This window comes from Mesorhizobium sp. M7A.F.Ce.TU.012.03.2.1, from assembly GCF_004006095.1.
GTDB lineage: Bacteria > Pseudomonadota > Alphaproteobacteria > Rhizobiales > Rhizobiaceae > Mesorhizobium.
Map to the genome: position 1 here is coordinate 6,553,481 of NZ_CP034779.1, position 18,819 is coordinate 6,572,299.

At 64.2% G+C, this 18,819-nt stretch carries 17 protein-coding genes; all 17 read right to left on the minus strand.

Annotation, left to right across the window (positions count from 1 at the left end; genetic code table 11):
- Nucleotides 1–25: 25 nt before the first annotated feature.
- A complete protein-coding gene (locus EJ079_RS32430) occupies nucleotides 26–1,036 on the minus strand; it encodes a sugar-binding transcriptional regulator (protein WP_127326964.1) in 1,011 nt (336 codons plus the stop codon).
- A 423-nt stretch (nucleotides 1,037–1,459) separates the two neighbouring features.
- Entirely contained in the window at nucleotides 1,460–3,118 is a 1,659-nt protein-coding gene (locus tag EJ079_RS32435) for a glycerol-3-phosphate dehydrogenase/oxidase (protein WP_164874024.1), read from the minus strand.
- Nucleotides 3,119–3,168: 50 nt separating this feature from the next.
- Nucleotides 3,169–3,945 (minus strand): DeoR/GlpR family DNA-binding transcription regulator, encoded by a 777-nt coding sequence (locus tag EJ079_RS32440; RefSeq protein ID WP_127269804.1) that lies wholly within the window; start codon nucleotides 3,943–3,945, stop codon nucleotides 3,169–3,171.
- Nucleotides 3,942–5,477 carry an FGGY-family carbohydrate kinase gene (locus EJ079_RS32445; protein WP_127811172.1) on the minus strand — a complete coding sequence of 512 codons (1,536 nt, stop codon included), beginning with the start codon at nucleotides 5,475–5,477 and terminating at the stop codon, nucleotides 3,942–3,944. The genes EJ079_RS32440 and EJ079_RS32445 overlap by 4 nt, the downstream gene beginning before the upstream one ends.
- Nucleotides 5,478–5,868: 391 nt before the next feature.
- On the minus strand, nucleotides 5,869–6,417 hold the full coding sequence (locus EJ079_RS32450) for a flavin reductase family protein (protein WP_127811173.1): 549 nt from the start codon (nucleotides 6,415–6,417) through the stop codon (nucleotides 5,869–5,871).
- A gap of 63 nt (nucleotides 6,418–6,480) precedes the next feature.
- The gene (locus tag EJ079_RS32455; RefSeq protein WP_127382048.1) at nucleotides 6,481–7,701 is read right to left on the minus strand and encodes an acyl-CoA dehydrogenase family protein; all 1,221 of its coding nucleotides are present in this window, start codon (nucleotides 7,699–7,701) and stop codon (nucleotides 6,481–6,483) included.
- 25 nt (nucleotides 7,702–7,726) lie between these two features.
- Nucleotides 7,727–8,515, minus strand: coding sequence for an alpha/beta hydrolase (locus EJ079_RS32460; RefSeq protein ID WP_127811174.1), 789 nt, complete (start codon nucleotides 8,513–8,515; stop codon nucleotides 7,727–7,729).
- A 27-nt stretch (nucleotides 8,516–8,542) separates the two neighbouring features.
- Nucleotides 8,543–9,559: an alcohol dehydrogenase catalytic domain-containing protein gene (locus EJ079_RS32465; RefSeq protein WP_127811175.1), complete on the minus strand. Its 1,017-nt coding sequence runs from the start codon at nucleotides 9,557–9,559 to the stop codon at nucleotides 8,543–8,545.
- A gap of 12 nt (nucleotides 9,560–9,571) precedes the next feature.
- Nucleotides 9,572–10,597, minus strand: a complete 1,026-nt coding sequence (locus tag EJ079_RS32470) for a branched-chain amino acid ABC transporter permease (RefSeq protein ID WP_127811176.1) — start codon at nucleotides 10,595–10,597, stop codon at nucleotides 9,572–9,574.
- Nucleotides 10,594–11,457 (minus strand): branched-chain amino acid ABC transporter permease, encoded by an 864-nt coding sequence (locus tag EJ079_RS32475; protein WP_127811177.1) that lies wholly within the window; start codon nucleotides 11,455–11,457, stop codon nucleotides 10,594–10,596. Before EJ079_RS32475 ends, EJ079_RS32470 begins: the two co-directional genes overlap by 4 nt.
- Nucleotides 11,444–12,172, minus strand: a complete 729-nt coding sequence (locus tag EJ079_RS32480) for an ABC transporter ATP-binding protein (RefSeq protein ID WP_127396228.1) — start codon at nucleotides 12,170–12,172, stop codon at nucleotides 11,444–11,446. The genes EJ079_RS32475 and EJ079_RS32480 overlap by 14 nt, the downstream gene beginning before the upstream one ends.
- Complete coding sequence (locus tag EJ079_RS32485) at nucleotides 12,169–12,897, minus strand: ABC transporter ATP-binding protein (RefSeq protein WP_127396229.1); 729 nt, start codon at nucleotides 12,895–12,897, stop codon at nucleotides 12,169–12,171. Before EJ079_RS32485 ends, EJ079_RS32480 begins: the two co-directional genes overlap by 4 nt.
- A 25-nt stretch (nucleotides 12,898–12,922) precedes the next feature.
- Nucleotides 12,923–14,230 carry an ABC transporter substrate-binding protein gene (locus EJ079_RS32490; RefSeq protein WP_127811178.1) on the minus strand — a complete coding sequence of 436 codons (1,308 nt, stop codon included), beginning with the start codon at nucleotides 14,228–14,230 and terminating at the stop codon, nucleotides 12,923–12,925.
- 63 nt (nucleotides 14,231–14,293) lie between these two features.
- Nucleotides 14,294–15,112 carry an SDR family NAD(P)-dependent oxidoreductase gene (locus EJ079_RS32495; RefSeq protein ID WP_127396231.1) on the minus strand — a complete coding sequence of 273 codons (819 nt, stop codon included), beginning with the start codon at nucleotides 15,110–15,112 and terminating at the stop codon, nucleotides 14,294–14,296.
- The gene (locus EJ079_RS32500) at nucleotides 15,112–16,002 is read right to left on the minus strand and encodes an intradiol ring-cleavage dioxygenase (RefSeq protein ID WP_127811179.1); all 891 of its coding nucleotides are present in this window, start codon (nucleotides 16,000–16,002) and stop codon (nucleotides 15,112–15,114) included. The genes EJ079_RS32495 and EJ079_RS32500 overlap by 1 nt, the downstream gene beginning before the upstream one ends.
- 10 nt (nucleotides 16,003–16,012) lie before the next feature.
- Nucleotides 16,013–17,767, minus strand: coding sequence for an FAD-dependent monooxygenase (locus tag EJ079_RS32505; protein ID WP_127811180.1), 1,755 nt, complete (start codon nucleotides 17,765–17,767; stop codon nucleotides 16,013–16,015).
- Nucleotides 17,767–18,816: a branched-chain amino acid ABC transporter permease gene (locus EJ079_RS32510; RefSeq protein ID WP_127318880.1), complete on the minus strand. Its 1,050-nt coding sequence runs from the start codon at nucleotides 18,814–18,816 to the stop codon at nucleotides 17,767–17,769. Before EJ079_RS32510 ends, EJ079_RS32505 begins: the two co-directional genes overlap by 1 nt.
- Nucleotides 18,817–18,819: the final 3 nt, after the last annotated feature.

Sequence of the window (18,819 nt, forward strand, 5' to 3'; positions counted from 1 at the left end):
CGCCAGCAAGGCTGATCCGCGCTTGTCACGCATTTGACGATCCTCCGTTCACATGGCGCTTCGCGCCATTGGGTTTGTTCTGTTCGACAAGGGCACGAGCGGTGGACTCGTCGGTGATCAGGCCACTCAGATAGCGGCTTTCGAGCACCGCTTTGATGGCACGCACTTTGATCTTGCCGCCGGCGACGGCGACGATCCGGCGGCCCTTCAACTGGTCCCGCGGAAGCGCGAGAATTCTGTCCGACAGCGCCGTTTCCACCGGGCGCCCCTTGTCGTCGAAGAAGTGGGCGAGCAGCTCGCCGACGCCGCCATCGCGTTTCACCTCATCGATTTCGGAATGTTCGATCATGCCGGTAGCGACCAACGAAGCTTCCCGCTCGGCGGTCCCTATGCCGACGAACATCAGGTCGGACCGGCTTGCGAGGTCGAAGACATCGCTAATGCCGCGCTGACCAAGCAGCACTTCACGGTCCTCGGCGGTGTTGGCGACGAAAGGCACCGGCATCACATAAGCCTGCGCGCCGGTCCGCTCGGCCAGCCGATGCATGACATCGTGCGGGTTGGCCGCGAATTTGCGCGTCACGCCGCCAAGCAGCGAGACGAAACGGATATGGGCAGCGGCGGTGCGCGTCAGATACTCGACGCTTGCGGCAAGGGTACGGCCATGGCCGACGCCGATCAGCATGTCCTCGCCGCGATCGATCTCCCGCTTCAGAAACTGAGCGCCGGCGATGCCAAGCGCCTTCAGCGGCAGCTCGTCCTGATCGAGATCGGGAACGACCTCGCAGTAATCGAGCCCGTAAGCATTGATCAGCTGCTGCTCGAGGTCGATGCATTCGCCGACATCGCCGTCGATGATCACCCTGACAAGGCCATCCTGGGTGGCCCGGGTGATGAGCCGATGCGCCTTGAGGCTGGTCAGGCCGAGCCGCTTGGCCACCTGGGCCTGCGTCAGACCCCCGGCATAGTGAAGCCAGGCCGCGCGGGTGGCGAGGCTGGACTCATGATCGCGGTTAGTGGCTCCGCCGGATTTCAAGACATCTCCTCCCTGAGATGATATTATTATCTTTGTGTGCAAAAATTTTCACATCCCTGCATCGCTGTCAATCCCTCGCCGGATTTGGCGCATGCACATATGGGGAATTCACAGGTCTCGCCCTTCCCGAAACGCCGGTCTGCCGGCATTTCGGCGGGCAACATCGACCTATTAGGAGGTGAGCATGTTACTCGATCATACGGCTATGTTAATTTAACGTCAATCTGTGTTATTTCGTGCCTGAGCCAGTAGAATTGGACAGCCATCGGCTATCTAATTTTTTTCTAACTAGCTGTTTCTCCATAATAATATCTGACATCGGCAAAATCCCAATCCACCTGTGAGTTGAGCGATTGGGGATGCGACGCATCCTTAGGCAAACCGACCGGATTGCCTTGGGAAAGAGCATCGGCGACGGAATGATCAGCCCAGCCGCATCAGGTTCCGGTCCTCGAGTTCCAGGGCGGCGGCCTCGACTTCCTCTGCGAGGCGCCCGGCGCTCCAGCCCAGCGCCCGTCCGGCAATCGTCGCAATCTCCTGCAGATCCCGGCCCGTCAGTGACCCTGATATCGCCAGGGTGCTGCGGCGCATGACGATATCGGCCAGATGTTCGACGAACTCGGTGCGGACGATGTAGTCAATTTCCGATCGGCTGTAGCTTTCTGAATCCGGCAGTCGGCCCTCATCATCCGGCTCATGTGTGGCGATCTGCGTGGCTCTGGTGCCATATCGCGACAGCAGCGCCTCGAGACGCCGTTCTCCAGCGCCCGTCTCCGAGTGAGCCAGAGCCAGCCAACTTGCTCGCGCTGCAGCATCAGCCGGGAAATCCCTGCCGCCGCCGATCGGCATGGTCTGCGTCGTCACCTTGCGGCTGCGCTGCAGGCGGCCGAGCACGGTGTCGGCGACTTCCTCGGCGAAGCCGCGAAAGGTCGTCCACTTGCCGCCGATCAGCGAGATGACTGCGAAAGGTCTGTTCCGATCCGGCTCGGCGACGGGCGCCGAGTGGTCACGGCTGATCAAGCCGGGCACCGATGCATCCGAGGCCGGCAGCGGCCGGATGCCGCTATAGGCATAGACGATCTGGTCGCGCTCGAACGCCATCCCCGGCAGCAGCGTCCGTACGCTGTCGAGCAGGTACTCGACTTCGTCAGGTTCGCAGCGCACCGCGTCGGGGTTGTCGGCCTTGATGTCGGTGGAGCCGACCAGCGCCAGGCCGAGATAGTCGTAGACAAGGCAGATGCGGCCGTCATCGGCTTCGAAATACAGCATGCGTCCGGCCAGGCTTTTGACCAGCTCGTCGTGCTTCAACAGGATGTGCGAGCCCTTGGTGCCGCCGATCATCTTCGACGGCGCGCCTAGCGAATCGTTGACATCGTCGATCCATGGACCGGCGGCATTGACCACCAGCTTCGGCCGCACCGAAAAGGCCGCGCCGTTTTCCGGCTGGAAGGTCAGCACGCCATCGGCAGACTTCGCCAGCGCCGTGTAGTTCGCGCTGGCGGAGGCCGCGTTTGCCTGCAGCCCATCGAGGATCAGTTCGAGCACCAGCCTTTCGGGATGGCTTATCTTGGCGTCGTAGTAGGTGCCGGTGGCGACGATCGAAGGGTTGAGCGCCGGCATCTCACTGAGCGCTTGGCGCCGCCCGACCATGCGGTGACGCGGCATGACCTGATTTCGCGAGCCATAGAAATCATAGATCATCAGGCCGATCTTGATCAGGACGGCGCCACGGCTGCGCGGCGCGCTGGTCGAGCCGAACAGCGTCCGCAGCGCCGCCAGCATGCCTTTGCTCCAGGAAAAGATCGGGATGACGGTCGGCAGCGGGCTGACATAGTGCGGCGCGTTTTTCAAAAGCAGATTGCGTTCGAGCGTCGACTGCGCCACCAGCCCGAACTCGCCGGTTTCGAGATATTTCAAGCCACCATGAATGAGCCGTGACGGCGCAGCACTGGTGCCGGAGCCGAAATCCGCCTTGTCGACGATCAGGCAGCTGACGCCTTGCGCGCACAGATCGCGAAACAGCCCTGCCCCGTTGATGCCGGCGCCAAGAATGACGACGTCGACCTCCCCGGCTCCGGCCATGGCGGCCAGACGCCCGGCTGGATTTTCCGTACGTATTGCTTCGCTCGAGCTCATGGCGCTTTCGTCTTGACGATGCGCAGCTTCACGCCGGCCCGTTCGAGGGCTTGCGCCCGCGCATCGCCCAGGCCTTCGGTCGCCAGCACGACATCGAAGCTGGTCAGATCATCGAAGACATGCAGCGCGATCCTGTCGAACTTGGCATGGTCGATCAGAAGGATACGCTTGACCGATGCGGCCATCATCGCCTGCTTGACCCGCACGACATTGGGATCCTGGATGAAGGCGGTGGTTCCGGTGATGGCCGAAGCCGAACAGATCAGCACATTGGCGCGAAGCTGTGCCACCGCGTTCTCGCAGACGATGCCGATATAGGCGTTGTAGGTGTTGTGGTACTGGCCGCCGAGACAGATGAAGTCGAGTTCGTCGACATGGGTCAGCAGTGCAGCCGTCGCCACTGAGTTGGTGATGACGGTCAGCGGCTTGACGTCGAGCAGGAGCGTAGCGACCGCATTTGCCGTTGACGAATCGTCCAGCATCACCACCTGGCCAGCTTCGATATAATCGAGTGCTGTCCGCGCCAGCGCATCCTTTTCGGCCCGGTTGACCGTCACCCGGTAGCGGAAGGCGCTTTCGTAGAGACCGGAAGGCTGAACCGTGACCGCACCATGCAGCTTGCGCAACACGCCCTGCTGCGCCAGCCGGTCGATGTGCCGGTGGATGGTCATGCGCGACACGCCGAAATGCTCGACCAGATCGTCGATGCGTACCTGGCCGAGCTTGATCACATAGTCGGCGATCTCTTCGCGTCGTTCGTCGGCCTTGATCATGCGGTCCCCTCGGTGTCTGGCCGCGCCAGCTTCTCGATGTCGGGCCAATGCGGCACGAGCGCACCGGCTATGCGGCCATAGAGGGAAAAGCGCTCGTTGAACACAGCACTCGAGGCCAGCACTGGCTCGTATTGGCGCGCCGTCATGCCGACCTGCCGGGCGCCTTCTTGCGGCGTCGCGAAGATGCCAACCGCCGCACCAGCGCAAAGCGCAGCGCCAAACGCCGCAGCCTCGTCGGTCGAGGTGACGGTGACCGGGGCGTTCAGCACATCGGCAAACATCTGGACGAAGGCCGGATTGCGCGAGCCGCCGCCCGTCAGGCGGATTTCGCTGATGGCAAAGCCGTCGCGCAAGGCTTCGACATGGGTACGATGATTGAAAGCAATGCCCTCCAGAACCGCCTTGAGCATATCGCCGCGATTGTGCCAGCCATGAAGGCCGACAAAGCTGCCGCTGGCGACATCGCCAAAGGGGGAGCCGAACAGATAAGGATGAAACAGGATGGTCGACCGCTTTTTAAGCGCCTCGTCGATCTCTGCCGCCAAAACCTCGTGGATCGAGCCACCACCGACCGATGCCCTCTCCTGTTCCGAGCGGCAGAACGTGTCGAGAAACCAATCGTAGTTCGCGGTCGAGGCCGGCGAGATCGCCATGTTGTTCCAGCGGCCGGCGTCGATGGCGTTGCGACAGAGCCAACGCGGGTCGACGCGCGGTTGCGAAGAGACCACTTCGTTGATGGAATAGGTCCCGGCGACAATGGCAAGCACACCCTCCTCATGGCCGCCCATGCCAAGTGCGGAGGCAGTTACGTCATGCAGGCCGCTCGCCACCGGTGTCCCCTTGGCAAGGCCGGTCATGTCGGCGGCCTCGGCGGTAACGTGGCCGGCGATCTCGGCCGAATGCGCCATCGGCGGCAGCGCGTCGAAAAGATCGTCCAGTTCGAAGATGCGCATCGCTTCCAGCGCGTAATCCTGCGTGCGGAAATCCGTGAATGAGGTGCTGGCCTCGGTACGGTCGGTGCCGATCGTGCCGGTCAGGCAAAAGCGCAGCCAGTCCTTGCAGGCCAGTATATGCCCGATGCGGCCATAGCGGTCGGGTTGGTTCTTCCTGATCCAGGCCAGCAGCGCCGACGGAGCCGAAACGTGCGGCGCCTGGCCTGTTCGACCTAGCGCATCTTCGAAGACCCGGTCCGCCGACCATCGCTCGACAATCTTGCCAGCGCGGCTGTCGAGCGACAGGATTCCAGGCCCTAGCGGCCGACGATCCTTGTCGAGCAAATAGAGGCCGTCGCCATGCGCGGTCGCCGCCACCGCCCTGATGTCGTCCGCCGGGCGGCCACAAAGGGCAATCGCCTCCTTGATTGCATCGCCGGTCGCTTGCCAGAGGCCGGCCATGTCGCGCTCCACCCAATGCGGATGGGGTATCGATTGTGGAACCCGCCGACGCGCCACCGACAACTGCGTGCCATCGGCATCGAAGATCACCGCCTTGGTGACCGTGAGACCGTTATCGATTCCGAGCAGACTGGGCATGGGCGCCGCCGCTTTCAGCAACTGGTGAAGGGCGCTGCAAGGCAAACCTGCAGGTTGGGATAGGGATGACAGGCATGACGACAATCAACGAGCAACGGTGATACAAAAGCGACGCATCCGACGCGGTAAAAAGACCATAGTAGCATGTTAAGTTAACGTCAATACGTGAGATATTTTGCGGATATGTCTGACGTCATCTGCGACGAAAATTGCCATCCCCTCGTACCGCATCCGATGCGGACGAAGTTCCGGCTAGTGCCCAACTGGCCGGATAGGCTTCAACCCCGCGCTGGGAGCCAGAGAGCACGGTACGATTGACGCCGAACGCGCTTCGACTGGCTTTGCGAGTTCCTGCGCAACGACCTGATAACCCGCGCCGCTTCGGCGCCGTTCAAAGAAAACGCGACGACTCAAGAAGCTCAGCCACCCCGTCCAGTTCCTTGTGCAGGCGATGCCAGCGACGGTCGAGATAAACAAGCGAATGCGCCTCCGGGGGGACCTCGTCCGGCTGTACCTCGCCGTCAAGGAGTTCGGCCGCGACCAGTGTCGCGCCCTCGATCGGCAGGACGCCGAGCCGACGGGCGCGGAACCAGGTCGAAACGCCGGTATAGCGCGGTTCGCCGGTGGGCAGCCGCGCCCAGGCGCCTCCCGGAGGGAAGCGTTCCGCGCCGCTCGACGCGCAGAGCTGCGCCAGGTCGATATCAGTGAAGCGCAGCAGGTGGATCACCATGGTCTCGGCCCGCAGCAAAGGCTCGGACGAAGTCGATTTCATCGAGAGCGAGAAGGCGACGACCGGCGGCGCGGCACTTACCGAGATCAGCGAGGATACGGTCATCGCCACCGGCCTGCCGCCGGGATCGGCCGTGATCACGGCAACACCGGCCGGATGGTGGCGAAAGGCTTCGCGGAAGGCGTTGGTCATCGGATGCGGGAAGCTCATCGACGTCTCTCTTCTGCAGCGTGAATAAGGGCCGGACGGCGTCTGCCGGACGGCCCTTGCGGACTACTTCTTCTCGATCAGGTCGTAGAACTGCCAGGTGCGATCGCTCCACAGGCCGCCGATGTCGCGACCGGCCGAGGTGACGATCGACGGCGCGATCGTGAAATGGTTGGCCGCCACCATCATCTCGCGGAAGGTGCGCTGGATCACGCCGGCGCGCAGCGACGCGCCGCCGCCGGCGCGGTAGGCGAAATTGCAGATATCCACGCCAACCTCGTGAATCTCGGATTTGGCCAGATGGACAAGGCTGATCTGTCGCGTCGATACGCTGTTGCCGGCCTCGACCGTCGCCTCAATGTCGCGCCAGACTTCGAAGACGAAGGCGCGGGCAGCGCGATAGCGGGCTTCGGCGCGGCCATAGTCGTGCCAGAACTTCTCGCTCTCGCCGATCAGGCCGGCGCGACCCGATTTGCTGCGGGCGAACTTGGCGATCTCGTCCAGCATCCGCCGCCCAGTGCCGAGAGCCCAACCGGTATGCCCGATTGCGGCGAGGCCGACGACACCGAGACTGAAGAACTCCTTCTGACGCAGCGGCGGTGCGGTCAGGATCGGGAAAACGAGATCGTCGGCGATGAAGACGTCCTCGGCCGCATAGTCGATGCTGCCGGTACCACCGAGGCCCAGAACGTCCCAATTGCCGAGCTGCTTGTGCTGAGAGATCGGGGCATGGGCGCACATGATGATCAAGTTGCCCTTCTCGTCCTTGGCGGGCTTGCCGGTGCCGTCGTCGACGAAGGCGGCACTGTGGCTGTAGGTGGCGTGGCTGAAGCCGCTGCCATAGCTCCACTTGCCATTCAGCCGGTAGCCGCCATCGACTTTCTTCAGCATACCGAGCGGCGCGCCCTGCCCCGAGAACCGGTTTTCGGTGCCCGGCGCGAACAACCGCTCGACCGCGCTGTCCGGCAGAAAGGCTGCCGACATCGCACCGATGCAGCAATGCACCATGGAAACCCAACCAGCCGCCCCAGAGTGCCAGGTGATCGCCGCCAGCAGTTCGAGACCCTGGGTGGGTCGCAGCTGCGCACCGCCGAGGCTCTCCGCGGCGAAGATATGCGACATGCGCAGCGGCTTCAGCAGCTCGAACGTGGCCGCAGTCAGTTCGCCATTCTCCTCATCGGCGGTGGTGTTGGCTTCCAGGGCCGGCCCGATCTCCGTGATCTTGCTGAGCAAGTCGCGATAGTCGGTGGTCGTCCCCCACGAGCCGTGCTTGATGGGTTTGTTCATTGTCTTCTCCTCCTTTTCAATGCGGTCAGCCGGCGAGGAAATCGCCGATCTTCCTGAGTGTTTCGGGTTTCTCCTGCATGACGAAATGGCCGGCATCCTCGACCAGGATCAGGCGTGCGTCGGGCAGGGCTTCGACGAAGAGCGGCGCCTGGCCAGCCGGCAGCAGACGGTCCCTGGTGCCCCAGACGACCAGCGTCGGATTGGCGATACGCGCCAGAAAGCGCCGCAGGTTGGGATGGCCCATGCCGAACGGCGCCAGCAGCCGGCCGAGCGTGTCGCCTTCGCGGACGCGGTCGGCGCCGAAGGCCTCGGCAAAGGCGGGGTCTGAGCCGTCCGGGAAATAGCGCAGCGCCACCGAGACGTCATGCGCCAGATAGGCCGGCAGCTCCTGCGGCGCGACCGCGCCCAGATCGGTGGCCGGATGCGCGGGGTCGTTGAGCCCGGCGGGAGCGATCAGCACCACCCTGTCGAAACGCTCGCGCGCAAGGCCGGCGAGCTCGGTCGCCATCCAGCCGCCCATGGAAAAGCCGATGAGATGAGGCTTCTCCGGCAGGTTCAGAACATCGAGCAGGTTCAGGTAGTGCAGAACCAGGTCGGACATCGCAGCGACATGCGGCGCCGGGCCAGAAAAGCCGAAGCCCGGATGGCTCGGGCAGAGCACGCGGAAGCGGTCGGCGAGGCCCTCCGCGAAGCCGAAGCCTTCAAGCGTCGAGGCGCCGTGCAGGAACAGCACGGGCTTGCCTCTACCGATGGCCTTCACCACCGTTTCCGTGCCGCCGATATCGTATTCGAGCGTTTCGAATTGAACGGCCATTTTCACTCTCCTCAAACAGGTGCGGCCTCAAACAAGGTCCGGCTGAATCAGCACTTTGCATTGCGTGGTGCGGCGGCGAAGGCTCTCGAATATCTGCGGAACTGGCGAGAGATCGATCCGGTCGGTGACCAGAGCTTGGGGTGCGAAAGGTCCGCCGCGCAGCGCATCGAGGGCGACGCCGAATTCGTTGCGCTGATGGAAGAAGACCGAGAACAGCAGGTTCACTTCCTTGGTCAGCGCAATGAACGGATCCCATTCGTCGCCGCCGATACACAAGCCGACGCCAACCACCGTGCCCTGCAGCCGCACCGCTTCGACCGCCGCGCCGATGAGGCCGCGCTTGCCGACGCATTCGAAGACAATGTCTGGCGCTCCGCCACAGAGATCGGCGAGGTTCTCGCTCAGCTTTTCGCCCGAAAGCGCGAAGCCGGTCGCGCCGAGAGCAAGCGCACGCTCGCGCTGATGGCCGTGGATGTCGGCCACCACGACACGCGACGCCCCCATCCGCCGCGCCCAGAAGGCGACGAGCAGTCCGATCGGCCCAGCGCCCAGGATGGCGACCCGATCCCCCGGCTTCATGCCCGAGCGGACGATGCAATGCAGAGCGACCGACAGTGGCTCGGCCAACGCACCATCCTCGAGCGCCACATCGCCGGGCAGGATATGACACTGGCGTGCGGCCACGGTCGCGTATTGCGCATAGCCGCCGCCGATCAGCTCCATCTCGCGACAGCGCGCCGGATCGCCGCGCTCGCAGGCTTCGCAGTGTCCGCAACCGCGCATAGGCGCGACGGCGACACGGTCACCGATCCGAAGGCCTGTTGCCTCCGATCCGACCGCGACGATGTCCCCAGAGAATTCATGGCCGAGCACGAAGCCTGCCTCGATGCCGAAAGGCACGGGGTCCTCGGTGATATGCAGATCGCTGCCGCAGATGCCGCAGGCGGCGACACGCAAGACGACCTCGCCCGGTGCCGGCGTCGGGTCCGGCACCGTGCCGATCCGCAGCGGGACGCCGACCCTATCGAAGATGGCGGCTTTCATGAATCCTCCTCGTCAGCGGTTCGGGTCGACGAGCTTGCGTCGGATCGGGAACCATGGTGCATCCCACCGTTTCGAGATCAGGCCCCAGATGCCCGTCCGGGCGTAGAGCGCGACCAGAAGCGTCATCAGGCCGAGGACAACGAAATAAGTCGCGCCGTATTCGCCGAACCAGCGGTCCGCGATGAAGAAAATCAGGGATCCGATCAGAACGCCCTCGATGGAGCCGATTCCGCCGACCATGACGATGAAGATCGCGACGTTCGCCCACATCGGATCAAAGGCCGATCCCGGGGTGATGCGGAGCTGCGCCATGAAATAGATCGCCCCGGCAAGACCGCAGCCGACCGCCGACGCGACGTAGATCAGGAAGCGCAGCTTGACGACATTCACGCCCTGGCTCGCGGCCGCGACCGGATTGTCGCGCATGGCGATCAGCGCAAGGCCGAAGCGCGAGCGAAGCAGCCAATAGCTGCCGCCCAGCGTGACGAGCAGCATCCCCGCGCAGAGCAGCGACATGGCGACATTCCGCTCGAAGGCCGAATAGTCCTTCATCACGCGAAGCGACATGCCCGCGCCGGAATTGACGAGCGGCAGGTTCGAGGCGGTCAGCCGGAAGACCTCGGCCACCACCCATGTGCCGATCGAAAAATAGGGGCCATCCAGGCGATGCAGCAGCAGGTAGATCGGCACGGCCAGCGCGGCCGGCACCAGCAGCGAAAGGAAGACCGCCACAAACGGATTGATGCCGTAAGTCTGGGCCAACACGAAGAGCGCATAGCCGGCCGCTCCCATGAAGGCATGCTGACCCACCGAGACGAGGCCGGCATAGCCGGCGAGCAGGTTCCACAGCTGAGCGACGGCGATGTAGCAGCACAGCACCAGAATCGACCGGATCGTGCCGGTCGTGGCCCACCATGGCATGGCGGCGACACCGATCAGCGCCAGCACAGCCAGCGTCATCGCGATGCGACCGGACCGGGTCTGGCGTTGGACCAGGACCTGAGGCACCTCGGTTGCCACATAGGGGATCGCACTCATGACAATGCCTTTCCGAACAAGCCCTGCGGGCGGGTCGCCAGCACGATCAGGAAGACGATATGTCCGGCGAGCACGCCGAAGCCCGGATCCATGCGGAAGCCGATGGCCTGCGAGATGCCGAGCACCATCGAGCCGGCGAAGGCGCCCCATACCGTCCCCATGCCGCCGATGATCACCGCTTCGAAGGCGTAGATCAGCTGGGCAGGTCCGTCGGCCGGCGCGACGGTCGACCGCAACGCCTGGAAGACGGCTGCAAAGCCGAGGATGCCGACCGCTGCCGCTGTCGCCATCGCATAGACGGCGCGCGGATTGATGCCGGTCATCGCCGCTGCCTCGACATCGGCCGACGCGGCGCGGAGCGCCCGGCCGAAGCGCGTGCGCTTCAGAGTCAGGTCGAGGCCTCCTGTCAACCCCGTGGCGACGGCCAGCACGATCAGCGGCAGGAGGCCGACATAGATACCGCCGATCTCGATGGATTGACTCTCTATTCCATGGCCGGGCAACGATCGGCTGTTCGCGGACCATATCTGCAGCATCAGGTTCTGCAGCGCGATCGACAGTCCGAAGGTGGCGATCAGCGAGGGCAGCGGATCGCTGCCCACCACGCGGTTCAGCACGGCCTTCTGCAGCACCCAGCCCATCAGCACCGCGAGCGGCACCAGTAAGATCAGCACAGGCAGCGGTCCCAGACCCCAGGCCGTGGCTATCGAAATGCCTATCAGCGACAAAAGGATCACCAGATCGCCATGGCTGATGTTGACGATCCGCATGACGCCGAACATCAGCGCCATGCCGAGCGCATACTGGGCATACATGCCGCCCAGCAGGACCCCCTGCACCAAGGCGTCAAACCACTCCATGGCCCGCTCCAAAATAGGCTTTGCCGATCTGCTCGCGCGTGATTTCGGCGGACCTGCCGGTCAGGGTCACGCGCCCCTCCAGCATGCAGTAGAGGCGGTCCGTAGCGGTTCGAGCGAGGCCGACATCCTGCTCGACCACGATCATCGCCGTTCCGGTGGCGCGGATTTCGGGCAAGGCGGCATAGATCTCGCGGATCACCTTCGGCGCAAGACCAAGGCTGATCTCGTCGCAGAGCAGCACGCGCGGCTGGCAGAGCAGCGCGCGGCCGATCGCCACCATCTGCTGCTGCCCGCCCGAGAGGCTTTGCACCTGCGTGCGAGCCTTCTCCTTGAGGATCGGGAACAGCTGATGCAGACGCGGCAGCGTCCATCCGCCCTTGGCGCCCATGCGCGCAGCCTGGTCGATGGCGACGCGCAGATTGTCCTCGACCGACATGCCGGTGAAGAGCCGGCGGCCCTCCGGCACAATGGCGACGCCCTTCTGCACCATGCGGTCGGTGGCGGTGCCGCCAACAGCCTCGCCGTGCAGCAGCACCATCTCGCGCCCGACCGGGAGCAGGCCCATGATCGAACGCAGGAGCGTGGATTTTCCGGCCCCATTGGCGCCGATCAAGGCCACGGCCTCACCCTGGTGCAGCTCTATGTCGACGCCGTAGAGCGCCTGGAAATCGCCATAGCGGGCCAACAGCCCGTGGGTGGAAAGAACGGGCGTCATCCCTCGATCCCCATGTAGACGCGCTGGACCTCGGGCAGCGCAATCACTTCGGCGGGCACGCCTTCGGCGATCTTCTCGCCGAAGTTCAGCACCAACAGCCGGTCGGCCACCGCCAAGAGCGCGTGCAACACATGCTCGATCCACACAATGGTGATGCCGCGGTCGCGTATGCGGCGCACCAGCGCCACCAGCGCCTTCGATTCATCGTCGGTCAGCCCACCCGCGATCTCGTCCAACAGCAGCAGCTTCGGATCCGACGCCAGCGCGCGCGCCAGCTCCAGCCGCTTGCGATCGAGCAGAGTGAGCGCGCCGGCCGAGACATTGGCCTTGTCGGAGAGCTCGCAATCGCGCAGGACCTGGGCGCAGAAAGCATAGCTCTGCTTCTCGGATCGGCCGCCGCCGAAAGCGGCGGCGACCAGCAGGTTTTCGAAGGTGGTCATGCCGGAATAGGGACGCGGGATCTGATAGGTCCGCCCGATCCCCATCTGGCAGCGCCGGAAGGGCGGCTCGCCGCGAAGCGCGGTGTCGCCGAGCTGGATCTCGCCGCCGGACGTCTTCAAATCGCCGCTGATCATGTTGAACAGCGTCGTTTTGCCCGCCCCATTCGGGCCGAGGATGCCCAGCACCTCGCCCCGATGCACGTCGAAGCTCACCTCATGCAGGACGCGGACAGCGCCGAAGGACTTCGACACGCCGTGCGCTTTCAGCAGGATTTCCCTACCCATAACTCTGCCCGCGTTCCCGCTCATGTCACCAGGCGATCGGCTGGATAGCCTGCTGCGGCGCGAAGAGCTGATTGACAGTGTTGTCGACGATCTTCAGGTCATAAGGCCATTTCTCGCCCTTCACCCACTGGCCGCCGAAGATCGGCGTCTTGCAGATGTTCTTGTGGGGCGAGCCGTCGAACTTGATATGACCGACCAGCGTCTGCAGATCGGTAGCGACCAGAGCGTCACGATTGGCCGCACGGTCGAGCGGATTGGAAGAGCGCTTCAGTATGTCGAGGGCGACCTCGAGCAAGGCATGCGAATAGCCCAGCGGCTGCGTCCACTGGCGCTTCGTATCGGCTTCCCATTCGCTGGCGATGTCGCTGCTGACCTGGCCGGTCAGCGACGACTTGAACGGGAAGGCCGGGGTCCACCAGACCTCCGAGGACATGCCGTTGCCTAGAGGACCCATGGCCTCGACGCCACCCGGGAACAAGAGCGCCGCCGCCACCGTGACCGCCTTCGGCTTGAAGCCCTGCTGGTTGCACTGGGTGACGAAGGTCTTCAGATCGTCGGGATAGGTAATCCCGCCGATGATCTCGCAGCCCTGCTTCTTGAACTCGGCTATCTGTGCGGAAAAATCATTGGTGCGGGGCTGGAAATAGCCGGGCACCACGACCTCGTAGCCGGCATTGCGGGTCGGCGCTGGCAAGCCATATTCGTCGTTGCCCCAGGTCTCGCCGTCGATGTTCTGGGGGAACAGCATCCCGACCTTCTTGTTGGTCTCCAGATGGTTCCAGAGCCCGACGAAGGTGTTCAACGCCTCGTCGAGGCCCCAGAAGAAATGATAGGTCCAGTCGAAGGTCTGCTTGCCGCCGCCGCGCGGCATGATCACCGCTTGCCAGGGAGCGCCCGAGGAAATGCAGGGCGTTTCATAAAGCTCGGCCTGCTCGGCCGCGGGCAGGATCGTGTCGGTGGTCGAGGCCGGCACGAGCAGATGCACCTCGTCGTTCAGGATCAGATTGCCGGCGATTTCCGATGCCTTGTTCGGATTGGACTGGCTGTCGCGGTCAAGAATCTCGATTTCGTAAGTATTGCCGTCGGCGCATTGCAGCTGGCCGCCGAGCAGGGCGCGGATCTTCTGCAAGGTGTAGCCATCCGTTTCACCAAACAGGGCGAGCGGTCCGGTCGTCGGGCTGAGATAGCCGAGCTTGATCTTTCCCGCCGTCGCGGCGCGCACATAGGCCGGCATGCCCAGCGTGCTGGCGGCAAGGCCGGCTCCAATCCCCTTCAGGACGCTTCGGCGGCTGGGCCGCAAGCCCGATTTCACCAGTCTGTTGTAGTAGCTCATCGTCGGTTCCTCCCTGGGTTAAGTTTCTCCGGCCCACGGGACCGGTCTCAGTTCAAAGCGGCTTCAGGTCATCCTCAGCAGTGAGCCGCCATCAATGACGATCAGCGAGCCCGTGACGTAGGACGCGGCCGGCGACGCCAGATAAAGCGCCAGGCCCTTGATCTCTTCCGGGTCGCCGATCCGACCGAGCAGCGACTGGGCCTCGAAGGCCTTGCGGTCCGCCGGATTGCGCAGCCGGCCGCCGGCGATGTTGGTGATGAACGGTCCGGGCAGGATGGCATTGATGCGGATGTTGTAGGCGCCAAGCTCCATCGCCATGTGGCGAACGAGATGGTTCACCGCGGCCTTGGCGGGCATGTAGGGTGTACCCACGATGCTCTCGTTGATCAGAGAGGCGATGGACGACGTGACGATGATCTGGCCGCCGCCATTCGGCTTCATGTGCCGCACGGCATGCTTGATCGTGGTGTAGACCGAGGTCAGGTTTATCTCGATCACCTTGTCCCAGTGCTCGTCGGGCAGGTTCTCGATGGCGCCGTCGGGGTTCCTTTCGCCCGTCGGGGTGTTGAAGCCCGGCCCGGCATCGATCCCGGCATTGGCGAACACGATATCGATCGAGCCCGCCTCCCCGGCGACCTTGTCGAAGGCTGCGGCCATGGCCGCGCGGTCGCCGACATCGACAACCTGGCCCCAGACATCGCCACCCACCGCCCTGATCGCGGCCACGGTCGTGTCAAGCCCGGCAGGGTTCAGGTCGAAGATACAGACCTTCGCCCCGTGCTCGGCCATGATCTCGGCATAGGCCTGCCCGATGCCGCTGGCGCCCCCGGTGACGATCACCGACTTGCCTTTGACATCGAACATCTTTTCAAGTGCGGCCATCAGTTTCCTCCCTTGTGCGACAGCACGAAATCGAACTCCACGTCGTAGAACGGGGCCGCAACCTCGACCCTGGCGGCAGCTTCGGCGTCTTCGACCTTGCGGAATTCGGCGAGCAGGCTCTTCTTCACGCCGAAGACGGCATCTGAATCGATGTACGGGTCGTCCGGGTCGAAGATGTGCGTGGTCAGCGCTTCGAAGCCCGCGGCCTCGACGATGTAGTGGAGATGCGCCGGACGATTGGGGTGACGCCCCAGGGCGCCCAGCAGCTTGCCGACCGGGCCATCATCCGGGATCGGGTAGTATTTGGGCTTCACTCCGCGAAACCAGTAGCGCCCGTCCATGCCGGTGCGAAAGACGCCGCGCAAGTTGAAGTCGGGTTGGATGCCCTTCTGCTGCACGTCGTAGAAGCCCTCGTCATTGGCCTGCCAGACGTCGATCTTGGCGCCTGCGATCGGGTTGCCCTCGGTATCGAGGATGCGGCCATGCACGAACATGGGCTCGCCCTTCTGGTCGAGGCAGATGTTGGAGCCCATCGGCAGTTCGGGGGCGTCGGCGACGTGGAAGGGTCCCAGCACCGTCGATTCCGAGGCGCCCGACGGCTTGCGGTTGTTGATCGCATCGACCAGCATCGAGACACCGAGAACATCCGACAGCAGGATGTATTCCTGCCGCCACTCGTTGCAGATCTGGCCTGTCTGCGTCAGGAACATGATCGCGCCGAACCATTCCTCCTGTGTCGGCTCGATCTCCTTCACCGCCTCGTGCAGCTTGCGGGTGATGACCTCCATCACCTCTTTGAGCCGCTCGTCCTTGGCGTTCCTGTTGCGCGCCACCACGACCTCGGCCGAGTTCGCTTCGGTGAAATAGCCGGATTCGTGTTCGTCGATCATGCGATCCTCCTCAGCGCGCCAGAACGGATTTCAAGACCCGGCGCAGTTCGGCCGCCGGATCGGCCGCCAGCGTTTCGGAACGCCAGGAGACATGATGGTCGGGACGAACGATCAGGCAGCCGGTGTCGCGGATCTCCCGTGCGCCGGCCCAGTCGCCGGTATGATCCTCGATCGCGCGGCGCGGGCCGATCACATGGCTGCGGATCGGCAGACCGAGCTCCGCGCCCACCGTCTCCGCCGCTGCGACCCACGCCTCGCCGCCAATGCCGGTCAACAGCGTGAACTCGCCATGCCCGCAAAGATCGAGCGTCGAGACTTTCCTGCCGGAGCGCTCGAAGACCCAGACATGCGGCAAGCGCGCACCGGGCCACGTTGTCGGCGCATAATGCAGCTCGCGATCCTTCTCGAAAGGCGGCTCGCCCTGGCCGTCGGTCACCACCGCGCCGGAGGCATAGCGCTGGTTCATCTCGACGCCATGGGCGTCGAACTCGTACTTCTTGAAGGCGATGGCCTTGCGGAGCGCCTCGCGCTGCGCTTCGGCGACGGGCGTCGCATCGGCGCGAGCCTCCATGTTCCTGTGGATCTTGTCGTGATCCACGCCGCCGTCCATGCCGAGCGCCTCGAAGATCGGTCCGAATTCGGCGATGGACTGGTTCGCCCGTGTCACGATCTGGCGCGCGATCGGTGCGCGCTCGGCCGAGAAGCTGTCCAGAAGCCCGACCCCCGCCTGCCCCTTGACGACCTTGGCAAGCTTCCAGGCGAGGTTGAACCCGTCCTGGATCGATGTGTTCGAGCCGAGCCCGTTCGAGGGCGGATGCCGGTGCGCGGCATCGCCCATGATGAACACCCGCCCCTTCTGCATGTGCGTGGCGAAGCAGTTGTTCACGGTCCAGGTGTTGGCGCCCAGGAGCTCGATCTCGAGCGCGGGATCTCCGACCAGTTGACGCGCGACGCTGGTGGCCAGTTCCGGCGTCACTTCAGGCGGCGGCTGGTTGATGTCGTAACCCCAGACGATCAGCCATTCGTCCCACGGCCGCACCATGCGCACGAGACCCATGCCGATGCCGCCGACGTCGGCGCCGGGCTGCATGACCCAGTAGAGGACGCTCGGCCGGTGGGCGACATATTTCGAAAGATCGGCCCTGAACAGGATGTTCATCGAGCCGCCGACGCCCATCTTGCCCTCGAGCGGCAGGCCCAGATGCTCGGCCACCAGCGAGTTGCCGCCGTCGGCGCCGACGAGGAACTTCGACCGCACGGTGAAATCCTTGCCCGACAGTCGATCGTGGCAGGTCGTCGTCACGCCGTCCGCATCCTGGACATGGCTGACATATTCCGTGCTCATGCGGGCCTGCGTGCCGCGGGCGCAGGCCGACTTGAACAGGATCGGCTCCATGAAGGTCTGCGGCAGATCGTTCATGAAGCAGGGAGACGACAGGAGATGTTCGGCCTTGGAGAGCGGATGGACGCCCCAGCTCTTCATGCGGCCGATCTCCTCGCCGGCCAGGCTTTCGCAGAACACGTTCTCGCCCATCAGCTCCTGCGGGGAGGCGTGCATCATGGCCTCGGCCTCTACCTCCGGCCCAAGGTCTCGCAGCACTTCCATCGTGCGCTGGTTGGTGATGTGGGCACGCGGCGTGTTCGACAACCAGCGATAGCGATTGACGATCATGTTGGCGACGCCGTAGCTGGACAGCAGCGCGGCGGTGGCCGAGCCGGCCGGGCCAGTGCCGACGATCAGCACGTCGGTTTCGATATCCGCCATCAAATTCCTCCCTCGATCTTCGGACCGGTCAGCCTGCGGCGAACCGGAAACAGGTGCAGGCCCTTGCGGGACGCGATCAGGCCCCACAGCCCCTTTGGTGCAAAAAGCATTACGACGACGGCGATGAGGCCGAGCGTCATCAAGTACCAGCTGCCGTAGTCGGCCAGCGCCGAGCGCAGCGCAAAGAAGACCAGCACACCGAGGATCGGCCCCTCGATGGTGCCGATGCCGCCGATGACGACTATGAAGATGACGTTGGCGGTCCAGTCGGTGACGGCAAAGGCCGCTCCCGGCGAGATGCGGGCCGTCTGCAGAAAGATCAGCGCGCCGGTCAGCCCGGTGGCGGCCGCGGCGATCAGAAAGACCGCCCATCTGAGCCGGCCGGTATCGACGCCGACCGATTGCGCCGCGTCGACATTGTCGCGCACCGCCGCCAGCGCCAGCCCGAGGCGATTGCGCAGCAGCCAATAGATGCCGCCGGTCACAGCTACGACCAACGCCAAAGCCAGCCAGTAGGCCAGGACGTCGCGTGCCGCGGCCTCGCGGACGCCGAACAGCGCCCTGATCGCATCGGTGCCCAGGATGCTGCTCGTCGCCTCGCGCGGCAGCGAAGTGCCGGTGCCGCCGCCGAGCGCCTTCCACTGCGCGACCAGCAGGCGCGTCACTTCAGCGATCACCCAGGTGCCGATGGCGAAATAGGCGCCCTGCAAACGGAATGCGAAGAAGGCCGTCGGAACCGCCAGCACCAGCGCCGCAAGCCCCCCCAGTGGGATCGCCAGGACCGGATTCCAGCCAAGCAGGATCACGCCGGCGAACATCGCGTAGGCGCCGATGCCGACGAAGGCCTGCTGACCCACCGAGACCAGGCCGCCATAGCCCGCCAGAAGGTTCCATATCTGCGCCAGCGTCAGCATGGTGAGGATGAAGAACAGATCCTGTATGACGCCCCGCGAGGCCACGGCAGGCAGCGCGAGCGCGGCGACGATGACGATCGGCACCGTGATCGCGGTTACGGTTCCGGCGCGGGTGCGGGTTGTCAGTCGATACATGCC